Below are 20,674 nucleotides of genomic sequence, written 5' to 3'. Positions count from 1 at the left end.
CATTACTATGATTAAAAAACCTACCCTCATTGCTACTGCTTTTTGTAGCTTATTTGCAAGCAGTGCTGCTTTGGCAAAAATGAGCGCAGTTGAGGTAGCTCAATTAGGTCAAAACTTAACGCCATTAGGCGCAGAAAAAGCGGCGAATGCTGATGGCTCTATTCCAGCATGGAATAATGGCATTATTTCTGCTCCAGCAGGCTATGAACCGGGTATGCATCACCTTGACCCATTTTCAACTGATAAAGTGCTATTCACTATTGATAAAAATAATATTGAAAAGTACAAAGCAAATTTAAGTCCGGGTCAAATTGCTTTATTTGAAGCATATCCAGATACATTTAAAATGCCAGTGTATGAAACACGTCGCTCTGCGTCTTATCCACAGTTTGTGTACGACGCAACTAAAAAGTTTGCACCAACAGCTGAACTAGTTGAAGACGGGAATGGGATCAAAAATACGGCAATTGGTATTCCTTTCCCTATTCCTAAAACGGGTTTAGAAGCTATTTGGAATCATTTGTTACGTTACCGTGGACAGTCTATTGAGCGTTTTGCCGGTCAAGCAGCGCCAACAGCATCGGGTTCTTATAACTATGTTGGCTTTGATGAGCAGTTATTGGTTAAATATTCAGATCCGAGTGCAACACCCGCAGAGCTGCAAGACTCAAACATTTTGTTTAAGTTTAAACAAAGTGTTACAGAGCCTGCACGCTTAGCAGGTACAGCACTGCTTGTTCATGAAACGATGGACCAAATATTAACGCCACGCCAAGCATGGACTTACAATTCGGGACAACGCCGCGTTCGTCGTGCACCTAATGTTGCATATGATGCACCAGGAACAGCAGCGGATAGCTTACGTACTACTGATGATTTTGACATGTTCAATGGCTCACCTAATCGTTACAACTGGACGTTGAAAGGTAAGCAAGAGTTATACATTCCTTATAACAGCTATAAGCTTCATAGTGATAAGTTAGAATACGATGACATTTTAATGCCTGGCCACATAAACCCAGAGCATACACGTTACGAAAAACACCGTGTTTGGGTTGTTGAAGCTAACTTAAAAGACGATACACGCCATATCTATAAAAAACGTGTGTTTTACATTGACGAAGATAGCTGGCAAGTACAGGTTACGGATATTTATGATAACCGCGACCAGCTTTATCGTGTAGCAATGGCTTATGGCCTTAACTACTACGAGGTACCTACACAATGGAGTACGCTTGAGGTTTACCATGATTTGAATTCTCGTCGTTATTTAGCAATTGGTTTAGATAACCAAGAAAAAATGTACGATTTTTCACAATCGTTTAACGATAACGAGTTTACGTCAAGCGCATTACGTCGCGCAGGTAGATAGTTAGAAGTTAGGCACTTAACGCATGTTAAGTGCCTTTTCCTTTCACATCGCGTTTGTCTTATACCAAATCGCGCAACGCTTTCCTCAGTATATAAAGACAAACAATTCTCTCGTTCAAGGCGATTAAAATTTATGAAGTATTTAGTATATGCCAGCCTGATCATAAGTGGTGCGAGTGTTGCTCAGGATGTCCCTGAAAATGCAATCAGTGCAATTAAAGCAGATAAAACCCTACTTACTGATATAACAAACACAGGTAACGGGCTAATTGCAGTAGGCAAGCATGGTACCGTTATTAAAAGTGACACTGGTAATAAATGGCAACAAGCTGAACTTGTACCAACTCAAGTGCTATTAACAGCTGTTGACTTTAGCGATGAAAATAATGGCTGGGCATGTGGACACGATGCCACCATTATCAATACTACCGATGGTGGTATTAATTGGCAGTTACAACAAGTTAAACCAGAACTAGATAAACCCTGCCTTGATATCCTATTTGAAGATGATTTAAAAGGTTTTGCAGTGGGGGCCTATGGCATGTTTTATCAAACCACCGACGGTGGTAAACATTGGCAAAAGCGCTTTTTAGATTCGTTACTGTTTAGTGATGACAGAGATTACTTAAACGATTTAAAAGAAAATGATCCCGAAGGGTACGAAGCAGAAACAGCTTCAATTTTACCGCACTTTAATCGAATCGAAAAAACAGACAATGGATTAATGCTCGTTGGTGAGATGGGTTTAATGGCCAGAAGCATTGATGATGGTCAAACTTGGCAAAGGATTGAGGAGATTTACCCAGGTTCATTCTTTGCAGTTGCATCAGATAGTACGCAAGAAATTGTAGCAGGGCTTCGCGGTAACGTGTTTGCAAAGAAAAATAATGAGCAAGAGTGGCTACATTTTGAAAATATTAAAACAGCGACAATTAACAACATCATTAATTACAATGATAAGCAATGGCTCATGCTCGCCAATAGTGGTGTTATTTTTCACCTTCAAGATGGATTACTTACCCATGAGCAGTTAGCCGATGGTAAAGCAATTTTGGATGGCGTGATTTTAAATAACAAACTAATCATGGCGACAGAAGATGGCATTAAAGTGAAGGAGTTAACCCCTTAATGCATAAGTTACTCGATTTTATAGAAAAGGCGATTTTTAGACATCGCTTAATTATGCTTATAAGTTTTGCGCTTATAACCTGTTTACTCGTATTCAAAGCAACTCAAATTCAATTAGATGCATCGTTTAATAAAAACATTCCGTTAAATCACGACTATATGAAAGTATACACCAAGCACGAAAAACAATTTGGTGGTGCAAATAGTATTTTAATTTCAGTGTGTGATGACAGCGGCAATATATTTAATCCAGAGTTTTTCACTCAATTAAAAGCGGTTCACGATCAGCTTTATTTTATTCCTGGCGTAAATCGTCCATTAGTTAACTCTATATTTTCACCAAGTGCTCGTTTTGTTGAAGTAGTCGAGGATGGCTTTGCAGGCGGTCCAATTATTCCTGCTAACTTTAAAGCGGATACGCGTGGTTTAGGTGTTGTAAAAGAAAACATCGAAAAAGCAAAAGTGGTAGGACGTATGATTGCCAGCGATTACTCGTGTGCAATGGTAACGGCCCAGCTTTTAGAAACAGATCCACAAACACAACAAAAGTTAGACACATTAGCTTTTGCACAAAAGCTAGAAAGTGATTTAAGAGAACCTTTGAGTACAGATAAAGTAAGTATTCATATTATTGGTTTTGCAAAAATGGCAGGCGATATAGCTGAAGGCGCAAAAGGTGTGGTCGTATTTTTTGCCATTGCTATCGCCTTTACTTTCGTTATGGTTTGGCTATTTTGTGGCAGTTTGAAGTTAACCATTTTACCTATTGCCTGTTCTATTATTGCTGTTATTTGGCAATTAGGCCTGCTTTCAAGTTTAGGATTTGGTCTTGATCCGATGTCTATTTTGGTGCCGTTTTTAGTATTTGCTATTGGTGTAAGTCATGGTGTGCAGATGATCAATGCGATTGGTAAAAAAGTAGGTGAAGGAAAAAGTACCCGTATCTGTTGTCAGTCAAGTTTTAGGGCTCTATTAATACCCGGTGGTATTGCACTACTTTCAGACACCGTTGGCTTTTTAACATTACTTACCATTGATATTGGTATTATCCGTGAACTTGCTATTACAGCGAGTTTAGGTGTAGCCGTCATTATATTTACTAATTTAATATTATTGCCGGTCTGGGCTTCGTACATGAATTTTGAAAACTGTGTACATATTCAATCTGGTGACGCTGCAAAGCCTAACATGCTTGATAAAATCCGCGACTTACTTGTAAAAGCAACAGACCCTAAAGTAGCTAAAATGATTATTGGTTTTACCCTTGTTTTATTTGCTCTAGGTTACTGGCAAGCAGATAAAATGCGTATAGGCGACTTACACGCAGGCGCACCGTCTCTGCATCAAGATGCGCGTTATAACCAAGATACATTTTTAATATCAGACAAGTACACTATTTCGTCAGATATCTTAAAAGTAATAGTAGAGGCATATCCTGCAGCATGTACTGAACATGATGTTATGGAGCGCATAAGCCGTTTTCAATATAAAGTAGAAAATGTGACCGGTGTGCAGTCTGCTGTTAGTTTGAGCTCTGTAGCTCAATCGGTTAACGCAGGGTACAACGAAGGCAATCTGAAATGGCAGAGTTTGCCACGAAATTCAGCAAGCTTAGTACAATCAACATCTCGAGTTGAAACAAGTACAGGTTTACTTAACGGTAACTGCTCCGTTATGCCTGTGATAATATTTTTAGATGATCACAAAGCACAAACTATCGATACTGTGATTAAAAGTGTTAAGCAATTTGCTAAAGAAGAGGGCACTGATGAATTAGCATTTAAATTAGCGTCTGGGCCTGTTGGTGTAATGGCAGCGACTAATGAGTCAGTTGCAGAGGCGCAAATACCAATGATGCTTTACGTTTATGGTGCCGTTATTATTTTATGCCTAATGAGCTTTAGAAGCGTAAAAGCAACAATAGCCGTAGTATTGCCGCTTTATATTGTATCAACACTTGCACAAGCGCTTATGGTGCAATTAGAAATAGGCTTAACGGTGTCTACACTACCTGTAATTGCGCTAGGTGTTGGTATTGGTGTTGATTATGGTATTTATATACTGTCGTCGATGATGGGGCAGCTTAAGCAAAACGTACCACTGAGTATTGCTTATCGTAATGCACTTGTTGAGCGTGGTAGTGCTGTATTGTTTACGGGGATTACATTAGCTATTGGTGTGAGTACGTGGATATTCTCAGATCTTAAATTCCAAGTTGATATGGGTATATTGCTAACCTTCATGTTTTTAGTAAATATGTTGGGTGCAGTGTTGTTATTACCGGCGATTGGTAGCCTTCTCTGGACTGACCAGAAAAAATAATGTGAATAATTTTGCTCCTAAATGGCCTGTAAAGGCCATTTATATCTACAATTTGTGAATAGATGACCAAATAGCTGAAATGCTTAAAATGTTTTCATCGAAAAGGCTGTTTATTAGCTGCAAAAGGGTTAGAATTTGATTGACTCCACGCTAATGAATAGCTGTACAAATTTCTGCTCCTGAGCAGTAATAGATTAAGGAACATACAATGACACGAAATGAAGGCCAAGCCTCGGTTATCCTAGATAATGTTTGTAAGCTGATCCAGAAAAAAGTTCGCGCTGATAATGTGTTACTCGTTGAGAAATTCGCCAAAGCCTTGTACAGCAATATGTCTAAAGAGGATTTGGCAAATCGCAACGATAGTGACCTATATGGCGCAGCATTAAGCCTTTGGAACTCGCTAGAAAAAAATACTACCGACGACGCTGTTATCCGCGTTTTCAATCCTGAAGTGGCAAAAGATGGCTGGCAGTCATCGCATACAATTGTAGAAATTATTACTAAAGACATGCCGTTTTTAGTTGATTCTGTTCGTATGGCCATGACTCGTGAAAATATCGCCTCTCACTTATTACTTCACTGCCCATTAAAAATTAAGCGTGATGAAAACGCTAAAATTTCTGGATTATCAAATTTAAAAGCAGAGCAAGAATCTTCATCTACTAAAACAGTATTTTTTATTGAAATTGACCGTCAAACAGATTCTTCTGTGATTGAGTCTTTCAAAAAAGAATTAGAGTCTGTGCTAGTTGATGTATCAGTTGCTGTTGATGATTGGCAACCAATCCGTAAAAAATTAATTGCAGTGACTAAAGAGTTACCTAAACGTCATCATAATAAAAGTAAAGATGAAGTTTCAGAAACAACTGAGTTTTTAGATTGGTTAGCTAAAGATAATTTTACCCTAATGGGTTACCGTGAATATGAGTTAAGCCCAGTTCAAGGTGATTACCAATTAAAAGGTAAAATGGAATCAAGCCTTGGCTTGATGAAAAACTCGACTGAAGAACACACACGATTATTATCAGAATTACCAGAAGTCGCTCGCCAAGAAGCACGTAGCAGCAACTTATTGATCTTAACTAAAACTAACTCTGTTTCTCGCGTTCACCGCCCCGCTTACATTGATTATGTAGGTATTAAGCGTTTCGACGATGAAGGTAATGTAATTGGTGAAGACCGCTTTATCGGTTTATTCTCATCAAGCTTTTACAATAACAGTGCTACTGATGTGCCTGTGTTAAAAAGTAAAATTAATCGCATTATGGAAATGTGTGATTTTGCTAAAGGTACTCACGCTTACAAAGCTGTTTTAAATATTTTAGAAACCTACCCACGTGATGAGCTAGTTCAAGCGCGCGAAGGTGAGCTACTTGAAGTTGCTATGGGTGTTTTACAAGTACAAGAGCGCGATATGTGTCGCTTGTTTGTACGTAAAGATGCGTATGGTCGCTTTTTATCTTGCATGGTTTATGTTCCTCGCGAACGCTATAACACGGCTCTTCGTCGTGAAACGCAAGATATATTAGCTAATGCATTTAATTCTGACGATAAAGTCGAATTTACTACTTATTTCTCTGAGTCAACACTGGCGCGTACTCATTACACCGTTCGTGTGACCGACAACAAGATCGAATATAACGTGAAAGACATCGAAAACAATTTAGTAGAAGCTGCACGTACGTGGGAAGATAAACTTCAATCTGCACTTTTAGAGTCTGCGGGTGAAGCACGTGGTAACGATTTAAATCGTAAATACTGTAATGCGTTTGCACGCTCATACAAAGACGAAGTGCTTCCAAGTGCTGCGGTTGTTGATATTGAAAAGTTAGAACTACTTAGCGATGAAAACAAGCTAGAAATGCTGTTTTACCGTCCTCAAGAAGAAGCAAACAGTAATATTGTACGATTAAGCTTATTCCATAAAGATGAGCCAATTCACTTATCTGATGTTATGCCAATGCTTGAAAACTTTGGTCTGCGCGTTGTTGGTGAAACACCATATTCAGTTAAAACTAGCGATGGTCGTATTAACTGGATCATGGACTTCTCGATGCTTATTGACAGCAAAGGGATGGCAGACTTTGATAAAATTTCAGCACGTTTTCGCGCTGCATTAACAAATGTGTGGGGCAACCGCCTTGAAAATGATGGTTTTAACCGTTTAGTGTTAATGGGTGGCCTAACTGGCCGCGAAGCCTCTATTTTACGTGCTTACGCTAAGTACATGCGTCAAATTGGTGTAACGTTCTCACAAAGTTACATTGAAAGCACATTTGCAAATTATCCAAACATTGCAGCGCAAATTGTTAATTTATTTGCTAAAAAGTTCTCAGTTAAGAGCCCAGCAAGTGCTAAAACACTTGAAAAGTTAAGTACGCAAATTTACTTAGAACTTGAAAATGTAGCAAACCTTGATGATGACCGCATTATACGTTTATACGTAGATATGATTGTTGCGACGCTACGTACCAACTATTTCCAAAAAGATGATGCAGGTCAGTTTAAATCTTATGTTTCGTTTAAAATACAGCCTAGCTTAATTCCTGATGTACCACTTCCACTTCCTGCGTTTGAAATTTTTGTTTATTCTCCGCGCGTTGAAGGTGTGCATTTACGTTACGGTAAAGTAGCGCGTGGTGGTCTGCGTTGGTCTGACCGTCGTGAAGACTTCCGTACTGAAGTACTTGGCTTAGTTAAAGCGCAACAAGTTAAAAATACAGTAATTGTACCTGTTGGCTCTAAAGGTGGTTTTGTATGTAAACAATTACCTAGTGAGCGCGAAGCGTTTATAAAAGAAGGCCAAGAGTGTTACAAAATTTTTATCCGTGGTCTTCTAGATATTACAGATAACATAGAGCGCGGTGAAGTAGTGCCAGCTCGAGATGTTGTTCGCCACGATGAAGATGATGCATACCTGGTGGTTGCAGCGGATAAAGGTACAGCTACGTTCTCTGATATCGCAAACGGCATAGCTAATGAATACAATTTCTGGCTAGGCGATGCATTCGCATCAGGTGGCTCGGTTGGTTACGATCATAAGAAAATGGGTATTACAGCTAAAGGCGCATGGGAGTCAGTTAAACGACATTTCCGTGAAATGGATATCGATTGTCAAACGACTGACTTTACAGTGGTAGCTATAGGCGATATGGCTGGTGATGTATTTGGTAATGGTATGTTGTTATCTAAGCATATTCGGTTACAAGTTGCCTTTAACCATATGCACATTTTTGTTGATCCAAACCCAGATGCTGCTACTTCTTACCCTGAGCGCGAACGTTTATTCAATATGCCGCGTTCATCGTGGGATGATTATAACAAAGAGTTAATTTCTGCCGGTGGTGGTGTTTTCTCTCGTGCAGCTAAATCAATTACGCTTAGCCCAGAAATGAAAAAAATGTTGGGCACTAAAAAAGCGAGTATGACGCCAAACGAATTAATAAAAGCATCGTTAATGATGGAGTTTGATTTACTGTGGAATGGCGGTATCGGAACGTATATCAAAAACTCTAAAGAAACTGATGCAGATGTAGGGGATCGTGCAAACGATGCGTTACGTATTAATGGTAGAGATTTAGGCGCTAAAATTTTAGGTGAGGGGGGTAACTTAGGTACTACTCAACTTGGCAGAATTGAATTTGCAGCTAAAGGCGGGCGCGTAAACACGGACTTTATTGATAATGTTGGTGGTGTTGCGTGTTCAGATAACGAAGTAAATATAAAGATTTTACTTAATGGCCTAGTAGCTGAAGGTGACCTAACACGTAAACAACGTGATGAGCTACTTTACTCAATGACAGATGAAGTTTCTGAATTAGTATTAAAAGACTGTTACCGTCAAACACATACTATTTCAATTACGCAGTCTAAAGGAACTTCAACGCTCAAAGAAAAGATTCGCTTTATTCATGCGCTTGAAAAAGAAGGCAAGTTAAACCGTGCTATCGAATTTATTCCAAGTGATGAAGAATTGGCAGAACGCGCCGCTGCAGGTAAAGACTTAACTCGTCCTGAGCTTTCAGTGCTAGTGTCTTACGCAAAAATGGTATTAAAAGAGTCTTTAGTAAGTGATGAAATTACTGAAAACCCTTACTATCGCCAATTGCTTGTTAAGTCATTCCCACGTCCTCTACGTGAGAAGTTTAACGATGCGATGAACAACCACCCACTTCGTAAAGAAATTATTGCAACTAAACTTGCTAACAGTATCGTTAACGATATGGGTTTAAACTTCATGGTACGTATGCATGAAGAAACTGGTGCTAATGAAGCTGAGATAGCAATGTGTTACTCAATTGCTAGCGAAATATTTGAAATGCGTGAAACATGGTCTTCTATTAGTGCACTTGATAATAAAATACCAGCAGCAGTTCAAACTGAAATGCTTTACCAACTTCGTCGTACTGTGCGCCGAGCAACGCGTTGGTTCTTACGTCATCGTAATAAGTCACAAACTATTGAACAAGGAATTGAATTCTTTGCGCCAACCTTTAAAGATTTAAGCGATAACTTAAATACGTATATGATTGAAAAAGAAAATGATCGTATTGTAATTGAGGCCAATAAGTTAATTGATGCGGGCGTTCCAACAGATATAGCTAATCGTATTGTTTCTTTATCAAGCTTATTCTCTGTGATGGATTTAGCAGAAGTTGCGAATAGTTCAGGTAAGAGTATTTCGATGGTGTCCAATACTTACTTTAAACTAGGTGCAAGAATGGGTCTGCATTGGTTCTTAGAGCAAATAACTAAGCAACCAGTAGCAAATCATTGGCAAGCACTTGCTCGCTCGTCTTATCGAGAAGAGCTTGATTGGCAGCAACGTACGTTATCTGAAGTTGTATTAAATAGCTTTGAAGGTGATGAGAGCGATGTTGATAGTCAAATAGACGAGTGGATGGATAGCCAAGATTTATTACTTCAACGCTGGAAACAAATGCTGGCTGAGTTTAAAACATCACAAAGCCACGACTTTGCTAAGTTCTCGGTTGCACTTCGTGAACTTATGTTGTTAAGCCACAATTGTGATACGTCAGGAAAATAATTTAGCTTTAATCAGTTAATTGTTTAGTAAATAAATAACTGATTGTTAAAATTGTTATACAATACCTCAGCCTTGTCTGAGGTATTTTTTTGTCTAAAATTTAAAAAGAGGATTATATTGATGTTTTATGATTTAGCTCGCCGTTTTATGTTTACCCGTGATGCGGAGTGGGCGCATGAGTTTGCACTTAATAATCTTCGTCGTTTTACCAATACACCTTTAAATTTAGCTTGGTCGCAAAATATTTCTGATAAGCCAGTCGATTTTTTGGGTCTGAAATTTAAAAACCCTGTAGGGCTAGCAGCTGGCCTTGATAAAAATGCGGAATGTATTGATGCATTCAGCCAAATGGGCTTTGGTTTTATTGAAGTTGGCACTATTACGCCGCGTGCTCAAGCTGGTAATGATAAACCTCGTATTTTTAGGTTGCCAGAATCAAACGCTATTATTAACCGTATGGGTTTTAATAATAAAGGCGTTGATAACTTAGTTGCAAATGTAAAAGCAGCAAAATACAGCGGCATACTCGGTATTAATATTGGTAAAAATAAAGATACGCCAAATGAACAAGGTAAAGATGACTATATTCATTGTATGCGTAAAGTATTTGAACATGCCTCATATATTACGGTAAATATTTCATCACCAAATACAGCTGGCTTGCGTGATTTGCAATATGGCGCTGCACTTGATGATTTACTGCAAAGTCTTAAAAACGAACAGTTAGATTTAGTTGCAAAGCACAATAAACAAGTGCCTATGCTTGTAAAAATTGCACCGGATCTAGATCAAATTCAAATAGAGCAAGTAAGTGAGTCACTTTTAAATAATAAAATCGATGGTGTAATTGCCACCAACACCACGCTTGAGCGAGCTGCAGTTATGGGCCAGCTATATGCAGAAGAAGCCGGCGGCTTATCAGGTCACCCAGTTAGAATGCGTTCTACAGAGGTGGTGAGTGAATTGAAACGCTTAACACAAGGTAAGTTACCAATCATCGGAGTAGGCGGAATAGATGATGCGCAATCTGCAAAAGAAAAGTTCGATGCAGGCGCAAATTTAGTCCAGGTTTATACTGGGTTCATCTACAAAGGTCCACAATTGGTAAAGTCGATCGTTAACGGCTTATAAGGATCAGTTATCTAAGCTTTTGATCGTTCGATAAATGTTCTAAGCAAGCATTTTAAAAGTGGTCAAAAGCGGTTATACTGTGAGCAATAATTATTCAACATACCCAAGGAGGAGTAAATGTTACAAGCATCAAAGCAATGGCAGTGGATTACTTGTCCTAATAAAAATCGTTTGTTACTTGATTTAAATGACGACATGCAATTATGTACGCCCTATAAGTTAAGACAACTCACCGATTCTGTTTTTAAAAATCCACGTTTTAGTCTCGAAGATGCTGCATTTTATGAACAAGTTTATAACTATTTAGATGGGTTTGAATTGTGGTCTGCTGCTCAAATTTGTCAAATATCGCTAAATGCAACCGCTGTTAAGTATCACTTAAAACCCGTTTTATCAAAAAGCTGGTTTTTTGAAGAGTACACTGGAACAGAGCCTAGTGTAGAAGCAATAGTTAAATTAATATCTAAAGCGCAGACTGGCGATTTTTTAATTGTAGAGCATTGCCCTGATGCATCTATTTGCTTAAATTTAAGCGAAACCTTTAAATTAGACGAAAATTTATCTTTAGCACAATTTGAAGTAATCCGTATTTTGAATAATCGAGTTCACCCCATCCTAAATCAGCAATATCAAAGTCAAACCGCCTAACCAAATTTAAGTTTTTAAGCGTGTCTTTATGGCGTGTTTGTCGCCCAACCTATGTTATAATCCTGCGCAATTAGCTATTAAGGGTTATTACTTTGCAATTTATCGCACTTACTTCTATCGGAATCGAAAATTTATTGGTTGATGAACTAACAGAACTTGGCGCAACTGTGTCTAAGCAAACTGTTGGTTCTGTTCGTTTTGAGGCTGACTCATTACTGGCGCAAAAGGTTTGTTTATCAAGTCGTTTTGCAACGCGTGTGCTTATGCTTATTGAAGAAAAAGAAGGCGTAGATGACAAGAATAGCCTGTATAATTTTGCTCGCTCGCAACCTTGGCAAGAGTGGTTTGGACCAACTCAAACATTCGCTGTCGACTTCAACGGTACCAATGACTCATTAAAAAACACACAATTTTCGGGTCTTGTAATAAAAGATGCGATTGTTGACTACTTTAATGATTTATACGAGCAGCGTCCTAACGTTGATAAGCAAGATGCAAATGTGCGTGTTGTTGCACGATTAAATCGTTACGGCGTTTCTATGTATATTGATTATTCGGGCCCTCGTTTGTCTGAACGTGGTTACCGTCAAGGTCAAGGTAAAGCACCAATTAAAGAACATTTAGCTGCTGCATTAATTAAACGAAGTGGTTGGCTTGATAATGTAAAACAACCTTTATTCGATCCATGTTGTGGTGCAGGTACTATTTTAATCGAAGCGGCTGGCATGGCGCGAAACGAGGCGCCGGGATTATTTCGTGAAGGCTTTGCTTTTGAGCGTTTACCCAGTTTTAGAGCCGCTAAGTTTAAAGAACTTAAAGAAGAGTTACTTGCTAACATTACCGATCCTAAATTGTGGTTAATTGGCCACGATTACGATGAGCAAGTTTTAAATAAAGCGATTGATAATGCCAAACGTGCTGAGCTTGACGATGTTATTAAGTTTAAGCAAAGTGATGCCACTAAACTTACTGCTGTTGCAAAATTACCGGGGGTTGTAATTTCAAACTTACCTTACGGTGAGCGTATTGGTTCTATGGCTGAGCTTGTTGATTTACACCGTAATTTAGGTGTTGGCTTTAAAAAGCACTTTAATCATTGGAAACTTGCCTTACTAGGTATGGACGATAGCTTATTTAAACTTTTAAAACTTGTGCGCCTTAAGCGTTATAAGTTTAAAAATGGCCCACTTGATGTTGAACTTAACTTATATCAATTAGATGATAAGCAAGTAAGTTTGACCACCGATGATAAAAAAGCGCTTAATTTTGAAGGTTCTACGTCATTCGCAAATAGATTGAAAAAGAATAAGCAAGGCTTAAAAAACTGGCTTAAACAAAATAAAGTAGATGCTTATCGTGTTTATGAAGCGGATATCCCTGAGTACAATGTTGCTGTAGATATTTACGGTGATTCTGCGGTTATTTTTGAATATGCAGCGCCTAAAGAAATTGATGAAAAAACATCAGAAAAACGCCTGCAAGACGTAATAACATTAACTTCGCAACAACTTGATATCTCACCTGAAAATATTGCTGTAAAAGTGCGTAAAAAGCAAAAGGGCGAAGACCAGTATACGGCCATGTCTAAACAAAACCGAACTATGGTAGTTGAAGAGTTTGGTGCTAAGTTTAAAGTTAATTTATTTGACTACTTAGACACAGGTTTGTTTTTAGATCACCGTTTAATGCGTCGTTATATTCAAGAAAATGCGAAAGATAAGCGCTTTTTAAACTTGTTTGCATACACAGGTACTGCCTCTGTGCATGCTGCACTTGGTGGCGCTAAAGCAATTACAACAGTTGATTTATCTAAAACCTATTTAAAATGGGGGCAAGATAACTTCGATTTAAACAATATCAGTAATACACGTTACCGTTTTGAACAAGCAGATTGTTTAAAGTGGTTAGAGCATGCGACAGCACAATATGATTTGATATTTTTAGACCCTCCAACGTTCTCAAACTCAAAACGTATGAAAGACGCGTTTGATGTGCAAAGTGATCACATTAAATTATTAACGTGGGTTAAAAAGATCTTAAGTCCATCAGGTACTTTGATTTTCTCTAATAACAAACGTGGTTTTGTAATGGATGAAGTTGGCCTGATTGGTTTAGGTTTAAAAGCCGTTAATATCTCAGATAAAACGCTATCACCAGACTTCAAACGTAATAAAAAAATCCATAATAGCTGGCTAATTACGCATGGCTAAATGGATTTTATATCATACTGATGGTTGCCACTTGTGCGAACAGGCTGAGCAACTTATCACTGATGTACTAAATGACAACAGTGAGTTATTACAAATCGATATTATGACTGATGAGCAGCTTATTGCTGAGTATCAAATTACTATTCCTGTATTAAAAAGTGAAAAAGGCGAGAAATTATATTGGCCTTTTACTTTACACTCTGTGCGCGAATTTTTAGCACAAGCAGAATAAGAGCAAATAAGAACTATGGATTTAATAAGAATTTTAAAAGCACAACTTGCTTTTGGTACACATGCTTTGCTTAACAAAGCAGACGCCGTTATAGAAAGTGGCGAAAGAGTGTGTGTAGTTGGTCGAAATGGCGCGGGTAAGTCAACGTTATTAAAAGTACTCGATGGACAAGTTGTTTTAGATGACGGTGAAATAAATCAGCTTGGTGGCATTCGGATTTCTCGTTTAGAGCAAGATCCACCAAAAGGCGCAAATGGCACTGTATTTGATTACGTTGCGCAGGGTATGCCGGAAATTGCTAACCTACTCATTGATTTTCATCATGTTAGCAACGAACTGCAAACACAATGTACTGATAAGTTATTAAATAAACTTGAACGTTTATCAAACCAACTTGAAGCCGCTGATGGTTGGCGCTTTGATAGCCGAATTCAATTAGTTTTGACACAGTTAGAATTAACACCAGAGGCTAAACTTGAGTCTCTTTCTGGTGGCTGGTTACGTAAAGTAGCACTTGCGCGTGCACTTGTAAGTGAGCCTGACTTATTATTACTAGATGAGCCAACAAACCATTTAGATATGGCAAGTGTAATGTGGCTCGAACAGTTTTTAAAAGAATTCAAAGGCGGCATTGTATTTATATCGCATGACCGTGCGTTTATTCGCGCTGTCGCTACGCGTATTTTAGATTTAGATCGCGGTAAACTTATTTCGTACCCAGGTGATTACGCGACTTATCTAGAGCAAAAAGCGCATGATTTAAAAGTAGAAGAAGCGCAAAATGCATTGTTTGATAAGCGTTTAGCTGAAGAAGAAACGTGGATTCGCCAAGGTGTTAAAGCGCGAAGAACGCGTAACGAAGGGCGTGTTCGAGAGCTAAAACAGCTACGTAATGAGCGCAAGCAACGTGTTGATCAAGTTGGAAAAACTGACTTTAATATTGAAACAGCTGATCGCTCAGGTAAGTTGGTATTTGAAGCTAAGAACCTTTGCCATGCATTTAAAGACAAAGTTATTGCTGATGATTTTTCGACACTTGTAATGCGTGGCGACAGAATCGGCTTAGTAGGCCCAAATGGTATTGGTAAAACAACACTATTAAAACTAATGTTTGGTGATTTAGAACCTGATAGTGGTATTACTAAGCAAGGTGTTAATTTAGAGTTTGCTTACTTTGACCAATACCGTGAAAAACTTGACGAAGAAGCAACTGTTCAAGATAACGTTGCCGAAGGTAAACAAGAAGTGATGATGGGCGGTCGTTCACGTCATGTTTTAGGTTACCTGCAAGACTTTCTATTCCCTCCAGCTCGCGCTCGAACCCCGGTTAAAGCACTCTCTGGTGGTGAAAAAAATAGACTGCTATTAGCTAAACTGTTTTTAAAACCATCTAATATACTTGTTCTCGATGAGCCAACGAATGACTTGGACATTGAAACGTTAGAGTTACTAGAGGACATTATTAATCAATACCAAGGTACAGTGCTGATTGTAAGCCATGACCGAGAATTTATTGATAATACATGTTCTAGTGTATGGGCATTTGAAGGCAATGGTAAAGTAACAGATATCGTCGGTGGTTATAGCGACTATGAAGCTTATGTAGGTTACTTAGCTGAACAAGAAAAAAAAATTCAGCAACAACCAGTAAAAAAAGTTGAAAAAGTAGCCGCTCCAGCTGCAAAACCAGCAGCTAAGACAAATAAACTCTCTTACAAATTAAAACTTGAATTAGAGCAACTACCGAATAAAATGGAAAAACTAGAAGCTGAAATTGAAGCTCAACAAGCTGTAGTGAGTGACGCAAACTTTTTTAAACAAGAGAGTGATGTAACAACTAAAGCATTGAACCATTTAGCACAACTTGAGTCTGACCTTGAAGCTGCCCTTGAGCGCTGGGAAGAACTTGAAGAATTACAGAATCAGTAGTAAGGACTAAAATGAAATATAAATTACTCGCTGCCAGTATTTTAGCGACATTAAGCACTTCAGCAACAAGTGCGACGTACCAGTTAAGTGAATTAGGGACTCTTGAAGACGCTAAAAATTCTTATGTAACAGATGTAAGCGAAAGCGGGCATATTATTGGTTTCGCAAATGGTTTATACAATTTACCTATTGATACAAGCTATATAGATTTTACTGAAAACCTTATTGAAAATAGCTATGACAATACAGAGGCAGCATTTGAATTAAGTGATAAAGAGATTACCTTCACACTTGATGACATTGAAAATAATGATGCAGTACTTACTAATGCTGATGCACACACTTTCATGGTTAGTTTTTTATCTTCAATTTCTACAAATTTTGAATATCAAAAATTAAGCTCATTAGTAGGCATAAAATATAATGATACACAAATAACTGAGCAACCATTATTTGATATTGTATCTGTTGATTATGACGGATTAACACGTTCAACTACTAACCTTTTTAATGCTGTAACTGAAGATGGTGTTACAGTCGGTTGGGGAAGCGCTCCATACGATAAAGTATCTTTTACACCTGATGGTGAAGATGATGCAGAAACATGGTTTACTCATGAATTTATAGAACGTGGAATTGTAATAAGCGCTGATGGCAGTGTAAGTGTTGAGTTAGAGCCTGAGTTTAATGAATACGGCGGTACAAGCCGCGCTAACGATATTGTTAAAACTAACAGTGGTTATACCGTTGTAGGTAATATGTCTACAAGCATTCCAGATGACAGACAAGATAATATTGATGATAACTGTGATAACGAAGATGAACCGGCGTCAGTTTGTATTAATTTGTTAAATTCAAATATTTTACGAGGCTTGTTTAATAAGCGAGCGGTTAAATGGGAACTTGATGAATCTCTGAATATTATTTCTGTTGAAGAGCTTGGCTTAGCACTGACACCTGATGAAGGTGAAGCGGAAGATGACGCATTTACAAGTACTGCTTTAGCAGTGAACAGCAACGGTATAATTGTAGGTTCATCAAATACGCGTTATTACGAAAATGACGATACAATTCTTACAATGCCAGTCTATTTTAAAGACGGTACAGTCACTGACTTTATTAATCAAGAAGACGATTGGCAGGCTGGTAAATCAATTGCAATTAATGATAATGATGTAATTACAGGTTATGCAACTAAGCTTATTGAAGGTACGCTTCGTAACAAGTTCTTCTATCATGATATAGCAACCGGTAATACCGTTTTTCCAACCGACTACTTTTCAAGTTCAAGCTCTTACGGTAACGATATAAATAATCAAGGTTATATTGTTGGTGAAGGTGAAGTGGGGGTTTCTGATAATACGCGTCGTAAAGAAGCGTTTATTTATAAAATTGGTGAAGATAAAAACACTAATTTAAACGATTTACTGCCTTGTTTTGATACCGATGGCGAAACTAATTACGCTTATACAATGGCCGAAGCTACATCTATTAACGAAAATAATGAAATATTTGGCACTGCGACTAAGACGGTTGAAAAACTAGATTCTTTAGGTGGTGTAGTAACTGATGTTAATGGTGAAATTGAATATGAGAGTATTGCAGTTGCCGTTAAACTAACACCAATCGCAAATGGTGAAGTAGAAAACTGTGCTCCACCAGAGGCTGAAGTCTATGAGCGTAACTCTGCTAGCTTCCCTTGGTATACATTATTGTTATTACCACTGGTTGGCTTAAGGCGTGTATTTCGCTTTTAAAGTTTATTGATTATAAAAAAACCAACTTAATAAAGTTGGTTTTTTTTCGTCTATAATATTTTATAAGATTAGGATTGCCGTGAATCTTATAATTATTATTTAGCTTTAACGCCACTAATTATTTCGTGATAACCATGCTTTTTTCACAGAGCGGCGCCAAATAATATCGATACCAAAGTATCCTATAATTGATGCAATAGAAGCACATACTAATGAACCTAATAAAAATGCAGGACCAATTGTTTCTATACTTTCTAAAAACCAAGACCAACTGGCTTCAAATACAAAGTGTTGTTCTGGCTGATTAAGTATTAACGTACCCACTAAGTATGAGCCATAAAAGATAGGTGGCATGGTTAATGGATTCGTAAGCCATACTAAAGCAACTGATATGGGTAAATTAACCCTAAATAATATAGCACCTGCTGCGGCTAAAACCATTTGAAAAGGAACAGGGATGAAAGCAAAAAATAACCCGACCGCGAAGGCTCCTCGAGCTGAACGTCTATTTAAATGCCAAAGATTTGCGTCTTGTAAAAGTCGTCCAAATATTTTTAGTGATTTATGATGTCTAATTTTATTTGGATCAGGTAAAAATCTTTGGATCGTTTTTTTAGCCATTTAAAGCAACCATTTACATCAGTGTGGATAAGTCTTGGGTTTGTAATTGGCTGTGTAGCAACCGTGTTTTATTATCAAACTCTCGAATTTACAGTCTTCACAATTTTCATTGTAATAGTGAGCGCTTATTTTAAGCCGTTTTTAAACGTATTGTTAGGCTTTATTTGTGCAATTTGCTTTGTTGGTATGCATTTTTACCTTTTTTATAGTTTTGAAATACCAAAAGCGAACGAAAAGTATGCACTTGATGCTACATTAGTTGTTGAAGAGGTTATTTCTGATAAAAAACCTCAGTATATCAAAGCCAAAATAGTGGCATTAGACGGGAGTCGTTTTTCGAATTTTAGAGCACCCAAGGCAATGCTCAGTGTTAATTCTGCACAGCCTTTTACAGTCGGCGATAAATTCTCTGCATTAATCCATTTAAAATATTTTCGCAGTAATAAAAATTTTAATGTGTTTGATAATGAACGTTATGCATTTATAAATAGAATATTATTTAAAGGCAAAGTGCTCAATAAAGAGCTTAATATAATACACAGCGATAAACAAAGCATCGTGCTAGATTATCAAAAATTCATTAAAAATACCTATACAAATACAAGATTGCAGTGGCTCTATTATGCATTACTCAGTGGTGATAAATCGTTAATGAGCTATACAGATAAACAATTAATGCAATCACTTGGGTTAAGTCACTTACTGGCTATATCGGGCTTACATATTGGTTTAATTTTTAGCTTTGGTTACTTATTCATTCGATTTATCTGTACGAAAATAAACTTTTCAATTGGTCAATCATTTAACCTTACACTTTACTACAGTTCGTTCGGTTTTATAGCTGCATTAGTTTACGTATATTTAAGTGACTTTTTAGTATCAGCAACGCGAGCACTAATTATGCTGGGTTGTTATTTGTTACTTTATTTTCTAGCTAAACAGCCGCTGCGTTGGCATAGTATTTTATTTGCCTTGGTTATAGTGCTTGCTGTTAACCCATTTAATTTACTTAATTCAGGTCTGTATTTTTCATTTTTAGCGGTCGCTATAATTTTTACTGTTATTAATAAATTACCAATATTAAATACACGAATAAAAAACAAAATTATTGCGTTATTTGTTATTCAAGTAGCATTGTTTATCGGTTTATTACCACTTTCACTTTATTTTTTTAATGGCGTAAGTATTGCGGGCCTAGTCATTAACTTAATTGCGATACCGTTTCTTTCTATCATTATTTTGCCATTTTTGATTGTTTTTACATTACTGAGTACTTTTTTAGATATAGGTAATTTAATACATTTGTTTGATACAGGGTTATATGCGTTATTTAAATTACTTTATGAAATACCTGAGTCATTAAGATGGCTGACAACAGGAAGAATCGAGTTAATATTCGTCATTTTTACCTATATTACTATGTTGATGATTTACTTCCTCCCCTATAAATTGCTCTCTTTTATTCCTTTAACAGTACTATTATTGAATAACTTCCTAAAAGAAAAGCCTAACTGGCAACTTCATGTGTTTGATGTTGGGCATGGTCTCATGGCATTAATTGAAAAAGATAACCAAGTGCTTATCTATGATTTTGGTCCAAGTTATTTTAATCGTTTTAGCCGTACGCGAAGTATTTTATTGCCTTACATAAAAGCAAATAATTTCACAGTAAAAACAGCGATTCTAAGTCATGAAGACAGCGATCATGCTGGAGGAATACAGCATTTTATTGAAGCTGGATTTGGGGAAACATTAAAGCAATTTCATCCTGAAAATACACTTAATGTGTGTGAAGTCCAAAGTGCTGATTTTGTTGGTTTAAGAGTAGAAAGCTTTAGCACTATAGGGTATGGAAATGAAAACGACGATTCATGCGTTGTTAGAGTATCGAGTAATACTCATAGTGTGTTATTTACAGGTGATATATCAAAATCCCGTGAAGCCTCATTATTAGCTAATAATACATCGTTGAAAAGTACAGTCATGTTAAGCCCGCATCATGGCAGTGATACATCCTCAAGTGTTAATTTTATTAGTTATGTTGGCCCTAAAGTTGTGATTCATTCAAGTGCTTATAAAGGACAGTGGGAATTTCCCAAGCCCGTTGTTGTCGAGCGTTACAAAGCAATAAGCGCCGAGCAATTTACAACAGGCGTTGATGGACAAATTAGTATTAAATTCTACTCAAACAATTTGGTCATAGAAACAGCAAGAGGGCAGGAAAGTTATTGGTTTATCAAAGATTGACGTTTAGTTTTATCTCATCGAAGGATAC

General features: G+C 37.4%; 12 protein-coding genes. 11 read left to right on the top strand and 1 reads right to left on the bottom strand.

The window, feature by feature from the left end:
* Positions 1-7 precede the first annotated feature (7 nt).
* The 10 genes from ABX891_RS10300 (at position 8) to ABX891_RS10255 (ending at position 17,778) form a co-directional block, all read left to right on the top strand.
* Positions 8-1,372, top strand: a complete 1,365-nt coding sequence (locus tag ABX891_RS10300; RefSeq protein WP_165743183.1) for a DUF1329 domain-containing protein — start codon at positions 8-10, stop codon at positions 1,370-1,372.
* Positions 1,373-1,504: 132 nt separating this feature from the next.
* Positions 1,505-2,500, top strand: coding sequence for a WD40/YVTN/BNR-like repeat-containing protein (locus tag ABX891_RS10295; protein ID WP_024604808.1), 996 nt, complete (start codon positions 1,505-1,507; stop codon positions 2,498-2,500).
* Positions 2,500-4,821, top strand: coding sequence for an efflux RND transporter permease subunit (locus ABX891_RS10290; protein WP_354629417.1), 2,322 nt, complete (start codon positions 2,500-2,502; stop codon positions 4,819-4,821). Before ABX891_RS10295 ends, ABX891_RS10290 begins: the two co-directional genes overlap by 1 nt.
* Before the next feature lie 208 nt (positions 4,822-5,029).
* Complete coding sequence (locus tag ABX891_RS10285; protein WP_354629416.1) at positions 5,030-9,871, top strand: NAD-glutamate dehydrogenase; 4,842 nt, start codon at positions 5,030-5,032, stop codon at positions 9,869-9,871.
* A gap of 120 nt (positions 9,872-9,991) precedes the next feature.
* Positions 9,992-11,002, top strand: coding sequence for a quinone-dependent dihydroorotate dehydrogenase (gene pyrD / locus ABX891_RS10280; RefSeq protein WP_354629415.1), 1,011 nt, complete (start codon positions 9,992-9,994; stop codon positions 11,000-11,002).
* A 117-nt stretch (positions 11,003-11,119) separates the two neighbouring features.
* The gene (locus tag ABX891_RS10275; protein WP_002961896.1) at positions 11,120-11,650 is read left to right on the top strand and encodes a cell division protein ZapC; all 531 of its coding nucleotides are present in this window, start codon (positions 11,120-11,122) and stop codon (positions 11,648-11,650) included.
* A 92-nt stretch (positions 11,651-11,742) separates the two neighbouring features.
* On the top strand, positions 11,743-13,860 hold the full coding sequence (gene rlmKL / locus ABX891_RS10270; RefSeq protein WP_354629414.1) for a bifunctional 23S rRNA (guanine(2069)-N(7))-methyltransferase RlmK/23S rRNA (guanine(2445)-N(2))-methyltransferase RlmL: 2,118 nt from the start codon (positions 11,743-11,745) through the stop codon (positions 13,858-13,860).
* Positions 13,853-14,092, top strand: coding sequence for a glutaredoxin family protein (locus ABX891_RS10265; RefSeq protein ID WP_165743192.1), 240 nt, complete (start codon positions 13,853-13,855; stop codon positions 14,090-14,092). Before rlmKL ends, ABX891_RS10265 begins: the two co-directional genes overlap by 8 nt.
* A 15-nt stretch (positions 14,093-14,107) precedes the next feature.
* Positions 14,108-16,021, top strand: coding sequence for an ATP-binding cassette ATPase Uup (uup, locus tag ABX891_RS10260; RefSeq protein WP_354629413.1), 1,914 nt, complete (start codon positions 14,108-14,110; stop codon positions 16,019-16,021).
* Positions 16,022-16,032: 11 nt separating this feature from the next.
* The gene (locus ABX891_RS10255; protein ID WP_354629412.1) at positions 16,033-17,778 is read left to right on the top strand and encodes a DUF3466 family protein; all 1,746 of its coding nucleotides are present in this window, start codon (positions 16,033-16,035) and stop codon (positions 17,776-17,778) included.
* Positions 17,779-17,892: 114 nt separating this feature from the next.
* Here the strand turns inward: ABX891_RS10255 and ABX891_RS10250 are convergent, their stop codons facing one another.
* On the bottom strand, positions 17,893-18,399 hold the full coding sequence (locus ABX891_RS10250) for a DUF2062 domain-containing protein (protein ID WP_024595571.1): 507 nt from the start codon (positions 18,397-18,399) through the stop codon (positions 17,893-17,895).
* On the opposite strand from ABX891_RS10250, the gene ABX891_RS10245 reads away from it, so the two are divergent.
* The gene (locus ABX891_RS10245; protein WP_354629411.1) at positions 18,379-20,646 is read left to right on the top strand and encodes a DNA internalization-related competence protein ComEC/Rec2; all 2,268 of its coding nucleotides are present in this window, start codon (positions 18,379-18,381) and stop codon (positions 20,644-20,646) included. The genes ABX891_RS10250 and ABX891_RS10245 overlap by 21 nt on opposite strands.
* The last annotated feature ends 28 nt before the right edge of the window (positions 20,647-20,674 follow it).

Origin of the sequence: Pseudoalteromonas sp. NCIMB 1079, assembly GCF_040567695.1 — a bacterium.
In the GTDB taxonomy this organism is placed as follows: domain Bacteria; phylum Pseudomonadota; class Gammaproteobacteria; order Enterobacterales; family Alteromonadaceae; genus Pseudoalteromonas; species Pseudoalteromonas distincta.
The sequence above is the reverse complement of the archived record's forward strand: the minus strand, read 5'-3'. Positions and strand labels throughout refer to the sequence as shown.